At 42.6% G+C, this 7,349-nt stretch carries 5 protein-coding genes; 3 read left to right on the forward strand and 2 right to left on the reverse strand.

Annotation, left to right across the window (positions count from 1 at the left end; all coding sequences use genetic code 11):
* Nucleotides 1–9: 9 nt before the first annotated feature.
* The 3 genes from NSB03_RS01630 (at nucleotide 10) to NSB03_RS01640 (ending at nucleotide 5,101) form a co-directional block, all read left to right on the forward strand.
* Nucleotides 10–1,398, forward strand: coding sequence for an alginate lyase family protein (locus NSB03_RS01630; protein WP_024986179.1), 1,389 nt, complete (start codon nucleotides 10–12; stop codon nucleotides 1,396–1,398).
* Nucleotides 1,399–2,164: 766 nt separating this feature from the next.
* On the forward strand, nucleotides 2,165–3,814 hold the full coding sequence (locus tag NSB03_RS01635) for a glycoside hydrolase family 43 protein (RefSeq protein ID WP_257466172.1): 1,650 nt from the start codon (nucleotides 2,165–2,167) through the stop codon (nucleotides 3,812–3,814).
* Nucleotides 3,815–3,880: 66 nt separating this feature from the next.
* Nucleotides 3,881–5,101: a glycoside hydrolase family 88 protein gene (locus NSB03_RS01640; RefSeq protein ID WP_257466173.1), complete on the forward strand. Its 1,221-nt coding sequence runs from the start codon at nucleotides 3,881–3,883 to the stop codon at nucleotides 5,099–5,101.
* A gap of 212 nt (nucleotides 5,102–5,313) precedes the next feature.
* On the opposite strand, the gene NSB03_RS01645 is transcribed toward NSB03_RS01640, so the two are convergent.
* Both NSB03_RS01645 and NSB03_RS01650 read right to left on the reverse strand, forming a co-directional pair.
* Complete coding sequence (locus NSB03_RS01645) at nucleotides 5,314–5,787, reverse strand: copper resistance protein NlpE N-terminal domain-containing protein (protein WP_024986177.1); 474 nt, start codon at nucleotides 5,785–5,787, stop codon at nucleotides 5,314–5,316.
* 57 nt (nucleotides 5,788–5,844) lie between these two features.
* The gene (locus NSB03_RS01650) at nucleotides 5,845–7,137 is read right to left on the reverse strand and encodes a hemolysin family protein (RefSeq protein ID WP_257466174.1); all 1,293 of its coding nucleotides are present in this window, start codon (nucleotides 7,135–7,137) and stop codon (nucleotides 5,845–5,847) included.
* Between the last annotated feature and the right edge of the window lie 212 nt (nucleotides 7,138–7,349).

The raw sequence follows: 7,349 nt of genomic DNA on the forward strand, positions 1-7,349 counted from the left end.
GAAGACAGTATGAAAAAGAATATGATATTTGCATTAGGACTTTTATTGGCAACAGGCTTTTCAGCCTGTTCCAGTGAAATCGAAGATGGAACAACCGATATAGATAGCTGGCCTATGCCCTACATTGAGGTCGACGGGCGTTATACTTACCAACATCCGTGTGCTATGTACAGTGATGCAGATTTTGCTCGTGTAAAGACCATGTTGGATGACGGTACGGCTCCACAAGCTGTAAAAGATGAATTTGAGAAATTGAAGAACAGTGCCTATGCTTTACCAAATTATGTGGCAGACCCCACCGAATGGATTGTGCGTGGTGATCCTACCGGTACGGGAGTGGATAGGGAAAACTATGATAAAGCTATGCGCGACGCGGCTGCTGCCTATCAATTGGCTATGTTGTGGAAGCTGACGGGAAATGTAGAATATGCTAATGCTTCTATTAAGGTAATGAATGCTTGGGCGGATAAGTGTAAAGGAATTACATCTAATGATGCTAATCAAGTGCTGGCAGCCGGTGTGCAGGGATACACTTTCGCCAATGCTGCTGAAATTATGCAAACTTGTGATAAGTGGGCGGATAATGATAAGGCAGATTTTAAGAAGTGGATGATGGATGTATTTGCTACCAAGAATCTTGATTTCTTGAAGAATCATGCTGGACAGTGTAACGACCACTATTGGGCTAACTGGGATTTGGTGAGTCTGGCTTCTTATTTGGCTATTGGCATCTTAAACGAAAAAGATGATATGGTGAACTATGTAGTGAACTATTTTTATAATGGGGTAGGAAATGGTTATATTGGAAAATTGATTCAAGGTACATTTACTGATCCGTTGGGAAGCGGTGAAGGAATTGCACAGAATCAGGAAAGTGGTCGCGACCAGGGACATGCCATGATGTCTGTTGCGGTAACGGCAAATCTTTGCCAGATGGCTTATACTTTCTATTTAGGCAATAAATCAGTGCCGCAACTTGATTTCTTTGCAGCTAATGACAACGTTGTCATGAAGATGGGTGAATACACGGCGCTTTTCAATTTGCGTAACGGTTCCGACCAAATGAATACGAACGGTGCGTGGTTGCTGGCAAAAGACCAAATGCCTTTCAATACATATAAATATTGTGTCGACTGCTCATGTTCCAATAAAAGCCACGGTGTCACCCATACATCTGTTGCCGATGATACAGGGCGGGGAAGCCTTCGTCCGGGATGGGAGATTCTATACAATCACTACGCTAAGGTGAAGAATTTGGGCAGCGGTTATAAATATGCCAAGCAGGCTGCCGACAAGATGCGTCCCGAGTGTGGTGCCGACGGAACGAGCCGTTATGGTACTAATAGTGGAGCGTTTGACCAGCTAGGCTGGGGAACACTGATGATGTATCGTGAATAACCAGGAAGTTTTGGAAAAATAGTTTATGGGGGATTAGGCACTTGTCTATTCCCTCTTTTCATATCATAAACAAATGGTAAAGCAAGATACATCTTCATGGAAAATATATAGTATTGACTGCAACTTTTCTACCATAAGATAACGTAAGTTCGATATAATTTCGTCCGCATGGTTTCCCCTCCTTCGGGAAGCTACCCTTTATACACATCTTTAAATCCTTACAAATTGGAATATTTAAAGGTGTTATTAGGAAAAAAAAATTAAATAATGACTATGCTTACCATGAATATCCTTAATTAATTTAACTCTTCATGTGCCTATTTCTTAAAAAAAATAGATGTGTATAAAGGGTAGCTTCGGGAAGGAGGGGTGTCCGAAGGACGGGGTGGTAGGTAAATATAGTAGCCTGTTATTCAGTAATATATAGATTTACAAATTCACCTACCACCTCCCCCCTACGGGGACTCACCCCCTCCGACTCCCCCGTTATCAGGGGAGAGCAACCTTCCTGAAGGAGGAGAATTGAAAAGTACAGGCATCTATCGAACTGACGTTAAATTAAAAGATTAATAGAAAAAATAGTGAAGGGGATTAGGTATTTACCTAATCCCCTTCGTATATATAAGCAAATAGGTCAGTAAACAGATTGTTTGAAAGAAAAGATATCAGATTCGGTTTCCCGATAGATTAGTTTTTTAGAAAAGTAGAAAGAACCTGTTTTTAGGAATAGCGATTGAATTTTGAATGAAATTGATAAGTAAGGTATATGCGTAAAAAGATTCTGTTTTTAGCAGGAATGATGGCTTGCAGTTCATTGGCAGGCGCACAAGAAATTTCTAAGACCTGGGTGGCTGATAAGGGAAACGGTACTTATCAGAACCCAGTTCTTCATGCTGATTATTCCGACCCGGATGTATGTGCAGCCGGAGAAGATTTCTATATGACGGCATCCAGTTTCAATTGTATCCCGGGTATTCCTATTCTTCACTCCAAAGATTTGGTGAATTGGTCGCTGGTGAACTATGCGTTGCCGGTGCAGGAACCGAAAGAATTTTTCGATAAGGCACAGCATGGCAAGGGCGTATGGGCGCCTTCTATCCGTTTTCATAACGGGGAGTTTTATATCTATTGGGGTGACCCGGATTATGGAATCTATATGATTAAAGCCAAAGATCCGAAAGGAAAATGGAGCAAGCCTGTATTGGTGAAAGCCGGGAAAGGAATGATTGATGCAACTCCTTTGTGGGACGAAGACGGAAAAGTATATCTGATACATGCTTATGCCGGAAGCCGTAGTGGGGTGAACAGTATCCTCGTCATTTGCGAACTGAATGCGGAAGGAACGGAAGTCATTTCCGATCCGGTGATGGTGTTCGACGGAAATGATGGAAAGAATCATACCGTAGAAGGACCGAAGCTTTATAAACGCAACGGATACTATTATATTTTTGCTCCGGCAGGAGGAGTGGCAACCGGTTGGCAATTGGTACTTCGCTCAAAGAACATCTATGGCCCTTACGAATCGAAAATCGTGATGGCACAAGGAAAGACAACGATAAACGGACCTCATCAGGGTGGCTGGGTAGACACCAATACAGGAGAATCCTGGTTCGTCCATTTTCAAGATAAAGGCGCTTACGGACGTGTGATTCATCTGAATCCGATGACGTGGATAAATGACTGGCCTGTAATCGGAGTGGACAAGGATAAAGATGGTTGCGGTGAACCTGTAACGACTTATAAGAAACCGAATGTGGGAAAGACCTATCCGGTAGCTACTTCGCCGGAGAGTGACGAATTCAATACCCGGCATTTGGGATTACAATGGCAATGGCATGCCAATAAAAAAGACACTTACGGGTTTACTACCGATTTGGGATTTATCCGTCTGTATGCAGGCAGCCTTTCGAAAGAGTTTGTGAACTTCTGGGAAGTTCCTAATCTGTTGATGCAAAAGTTTCCGGCTGAAGAATTTACAGCTACGACCAAGCTGACATTTACTGCCAAGCAGGATGGAGAACAAGCCGGAATCATTGTGATGGGGTGGGATTACAGTTATCTTTCTATCCGCAAGGCGGGAGATAAGTTTATTTTGCAACAGGCAGTTTGCAAGGATGCGGAACAGCAGAACCCTGAACAGATAAAAGAATTGGCAAATATTCCGGTAAAATATTTGAAGATGCCGGGAGTAGCAGATAATGAATGGCAAACAGTTTATTTACAGGTAAAGGTTCGGAAAGGAGCTGTTTGTACATTTGCTTATAATCTGGACGGGAAGAAATATACGACAGTGGGAGAGTCTTTCACAGCCCGTCAAGGCAAATGGATTGGAGCCAAAGTCGGACTATTCTGTGTGACTCCGAATGAAGGCAATCGGGGATGGGCAGATGTCGATTGGTTTCGGATGAATAAGTAATTGACCAATCAATAATTGACAAAGAGAAATAAAGATTAAGAATTAACTCGAAGATATCAGATTAAGATGAAAAAGATTGTAGTAGGTTTGGCTGTGATGTTAGGTTTCTGTACGTGTGCTCATCAGCCGTCCGGTACATTGGATGTGAATAAGGTATTGGACTATTGTGCAGAGCAGACACAACGTACGCTTGCGGAACTGAAAACAGATTCCGGCATCGACTATACAATGATGCCACGTAATATCATGGCGGACGAACATCATTGGAATTGCCGGAAAGCGACGAAGGAAGAATGGTGTGCCGGTTTCTGGCCCGGAGTATTGTGGTATGATTACGAATATACGAAAGATAAACAGATTCAGGAAGAAGCGAAGAAGTTTACGAACTCATTGGAATTCCTTTCTCGAACATCGGCTTATGACCATGATTTGGGATTCCTCGTGTTCTGTAGCTACGGAAACGGTTATCGCCTGACCAAGAATCCGGCTTACAAACAAGTGATTCTTGATACAGCCGATACGTTGGCTACTCTGTTCAATCCCATCGTAGGAACCATCCTTTCATGGCCTCGTGAAGTGGAACCCCGCAACTGGCCGCACAATACCATCATGGATAACATGATTAACCTCGAAATGCTTTTCTGGGCAGCGAAGAATGGTGGAAATCCTTATTTGTATGATATTGCCGTTTCTCATGCCGATAAAACGATGAAATGCCAGTTCCGTCCCGACTATACATCTTACCATGTAGCGGTATACGACACTATTACAGGTGACCTGATAAAAGGAGTAACGCACCAAGGTTATGCTGACAGCACCATGTGGGCGCGTGGTCAGGCATGGGCAATCTACGGATATACTGTAGTCTATCGGGAGACGAAAGATCCTAAGTATCTTGATTTCGCGCAGAAAGTGACAGATGTCTATCTCGAACGCCTGCCGGAAGATAAAGTTCCTTATTGGGATTTCAGTGCCCCGGGAATACCGGATGCTCCGCGTGATGCTTCTGCTGCCGCAGTGGTGGCTTCTGCTTTGCTTGAACTATCCACTTACCTCCCGAATGGAACCGGAAAACGTTATAAAGATGCAGCTATTGAAATACTGACAAGCCTGAACTCTGACAGTTACCAGAGTGGCAAAAGCAAACCGTCATTCCTGCTGCATAGCGTAGGACATTGGCCGGCTCATTCAGAAATAGATGCTTCTATTATTTATGCAGATTATTATTATATCGAAGCCTTGCTGAGGCTGAAACGTTTGCAAGAAGGACACGAGGTATTGGGATAACAGTATTACCGGGCTTATGAATACGATCATATCAAAGTATCGGTAGAACCAATAAAGTGAATAATTAGATTTGTATATATGATAGCATAAAAAAGGGAAAAGAGGCTGTCTAAAAAGTCGGTTTTATCATCATTCTCCTGAAGAAGAGGAGCTAGAATTACTAACGACTTTTTAGACAGCCTCTTTTTTACTAGTTAAGGTTAGGTTTATTATTATTTTACCTTGATGATGTCATAATTCAAATTGCTGACAGCTTCTTGCAAGCTATCGTTCACCAAACGAAGAGTGGTATCGTTAACAACCACGAAATACATCGGTGCTTCACCATTCTTCGGGGTTAACTTAACAGCAGTTACCGGTTTTTTGTTCACTACCTTTTGTACAGTCTCTTGTTTTCCTTTCGAGGTGAAAGTCTTGTTTTGTCCTTGACCTTCAGCATCGAGGTAAGTCATATCTAGTGTGTACACTGTATCTGCATTGTCAGTTGCAGCATTCAGGGTCAGTACATAGTCAATACCCGGACCATCGGCAGCAGGAAGAGTACCTTCATAAACTTCAGTCAATTCGGTAATCGGAGTCATAGCAATAGCCAGACTGTCTGCTTGTGTCTCTATGGCTTTGTTTGCTTTTGATTGGCATGATGCCAAAGCAGCTACGACTGCTGCTAACATAATTACTTTTTTCATTTTTAAGTGCTTTAAGTTAATATAATTATAGTGAGCTATTGCTCGTTTTTTGCTATCCTATTCCTGTTCCTCGTCCCGTTTGATGACCAGTAGTTTGTCTACTCGTCCGCGGTCCATATCCACCACTTCGAATTGCAGATTTTGGTAGGTGAAGATGTCTCCTGCTTTCGGGATGCGACTGACTAGGAACATGGCCAATCCACCCAGAGTGGTGAAGTCTTCCGATTCCAGATCTTCGTAGGATAGGATACCCATTTCCTCCATGAAGTCATCGATATTCATTGAAGCTTCCACCAGCATTGAACCATCCTGCCTTGTGACGATTTCTTCTTCTTCCATTTCATCCTCTTCAAGGATGTCTCCGAAGATACTTTCGGTCAGGTCGTGCAGTGTGATAATGCCTTCTGTGCTGCCATACTCGTTAACAACAACTCCGAACTTGTTTTTGTTCTTCTTAAATAGCTCTAAAACTTTATTTGCATATAAACTTTCCGGAATGAAGAGAGGAGGACGTGCAATTTCGCGTAAGTTAAACACCTTTTTATTGCCTACCATCAGGATAATGTCCTTTACGGAAACCACACCGATTATCTCGTCTTTCCGTTCGTCTACCAATAGATATTTACTGTAATGTTCTTCTTCAATAATCTTCATCACCTTTTCCTGTGTATTATCGGGATGAAGGATAATGAGATCTCTACGGTGTGTCATCAGTTCGTTGGCGCGTTTATCAGAGAAGCGGAATACATCGCGTATCATTTCCGTTTCCTCTTTGTCAATCACACCTTGTTCCGAACTTTGGTGCAAGATCATTTTGATTTCCTCCTGCGTCATGGGGCGTTCTTCGCTTTTCAGACCGATAAGTTGGTTCAGCAACCGGGTAGAGACGCTTAGCAACCAGACGAAAGGATAAGAAACCTTCGTCAACAGAATCATGACCGGGCTGAACAAAGTGGCGTACCGCTCCGGATTACTAAGAGCAATGGATTTGGGAACCAGCTCTCCGATGATAAGGGAAAGATAAGTAATGACTGCCACGGTAGTAATCATGGCGAGGTTGCGTGCGTATGCTTCTGCGCCCGGAATGAGAGAAAAGAAAGGGACAAGGTCGTCGGCGATGGCCACCCCACCATATGCACCGGATACAATACCTATTAATGTAATACCGATTTGGATGGTGGACAGGAATTTTTCCGGTTCTTCCAATTGTTTTAAAACTCCACAGGCGGATTTGTTGCCTTTGGCGGCAAGTGTTTCGAGACGTGCTTTGCTGGATGATACCAGCGCAATTTCATACATGGCAAAAATGCCATTCAGTACGAGTAAGAAAACGATAATAAGAAATTCCATAAATGGATTAAAATGATTATTGCTTCGAAATTATATAAATAAGAATACTCTCTTTATATATTAACGATAATTGGGTAAAATTGTTTGCTTCGCTATGTCGGTATTTTACAGAACGGAGGAGAATAGGCGGATAAATTAAGAGCCTGTTTAAATTTTCCTGAGATTATGTTAGATAGGCTTTACCGACCTGTTTTTATTCGTCACATAGTCTC

Source organism: Bacteroides acidifaciens (assembly GCF_024623065.1).
Classification (GTDB): domain Bacteria; phylum Bacteroidota; class Bacteroidia; order Bacteroidales; family Bacteroidaceae; genus Bacteroides; species Bacteroides acidifaciens.

Excerpts from the sequence above, each read along its gene's own strand:
- NSB03_RS01635 (WP_257466172.1), top strand. The coding sequence starts at position 2,165 with ATGCGTAAAAAGATTCTGTTTTTAGCAGGAATGATGGCTTGCAGTTCA.
- NSB03_RS01640 (WP_257466173.1), top strand. The coding sequence starts at position 3,881 with ATGAAAAAGATTGTAGTAGGTTTGGCTGTGATGTTAGGTTTCTGTACG.
- NSB03_RS01630 (WP_024986179.1), top strand. The coding sequence starts at position 10 with ATGAAAAAGAATATGATATTTGCATTAGGACTTTTATTGGCAACAGGC.
- NSB03_RS01650 (WP_257466174.1), bottom strand. The coding sequence starts at position 7,137 with ATGGAATTTCTTATTATCGTTTTCTTACTCGTACTGAATGGCATTTTT.
- NSB03_RS01645 (WP_024986177.1), bottom strand. The coding sequence starts at position 5,787 with ATGAAAAAAGTAATTATGTTAGCAGCAGTCGTAGCTGCTTTGGCATCA.